This window comes from Limnobaculum eriocheiris, from assembly GCF_021010575.1.
GTDB lineage: Bacteria > Pseudomonadota > Gammaproteobacteria > Enterobacterales > Enterobacteriaceae > Limnobaculum > Limnobaculum eriocheiris.
Map to the genome: position 1 here is coordinate 1 of NZ_JAJNAG010000101.1, position 834 is coordinate 834.

1 protein-coding gene and 1 pseudogene are annotated in these 834 nt (G+C 41.0%); one reads left to right on the forward strand and one right to left on the reverse strand.

From position 1 onward, the window contains the following. Window positions 1-263: 263 nt before the first annotated feature. Window positions 264-389: pseudogene (locus tag LPW36_RS17655) on the reverse strand (DUF1367 family protein); the annotation flags it as partial. A gap of 374 nt (window positions 390-763) precedes the next feature. Between LPW36_RS17655 and LPW36_RS18050 the strand changes: the two are divergent. After that, the coding region (locus LPW36_RS18050; RefSeq protein ID WP_338085959.1) for an IS1 family transposase at window positions 764-834 on the forward strand (71 nt) is incomplete at its 3' end.

Sequence of the window (834 nt, forward strand, 5' to 3'; positions counted from 1 at the left end):
CCGGAAGAATACCGGCTGATGGCTGAAAACCCAGAAATCTCAAAAAGTATGTGGTACTAAAATGGGTGTGCTTACATTAAGGCTGTGGGAAACGGACATTTTATTTTCAAATAACATGGTCCGTTACAGCTTACATTACCTTTTGTGTTTTGAATAAGGATTCGACACCCATATCAAAACCGGTAACTCTCACCTTTTCAAGGTGCTGTGTCAGATTAGATCGAGACTAATACAGCTTACACTAAAATGGGTGTGCTTACAGATTGAGTAAAGTCCGCTTCCAGTACCGCGCCGAGCTTGATTTTTGTCTGTATGTAATCGCTGGTCTCCGGCGTAGCGGGGATCAGTATTCCATTAGACTGTTTTATGAGTTGTAACTGCACCATCATTCCCCTTTCGGTTGTGATGACACAGCAGCATTTGATAGGTTATCGGATGTTCAAGCCGATGAGGTGACTATATCAGTTGATTATGGATAATCAAGTTTTGACGGAATATCCGTTTTCTAAGCAATTAAATAAAATACTTTCCCCATAACTAATGGAATTATCTTTTTCCAAACATTTTAAACTTAAAAAAACAGTCATTAGCCACCCTTATCCAGTGCTCTTTATTCCTCGACTGACCGGATGCTTCCACAGCGTAGCTTAGTGCGTCTTCAAATAAACTCACCCCATACTCACTTAACTCATGGTTTCCATAGGAAATTTTCGGTCGTGACGCATATTTAGTGTTGTGGTATTCTTCGCCCTTTGGATGATTGATGGCAAAGATTGATGTAGTTTGTCCCCGCTGTTCTGAAACGAGTGATGTGATCCGAAACGGTCATTCCAC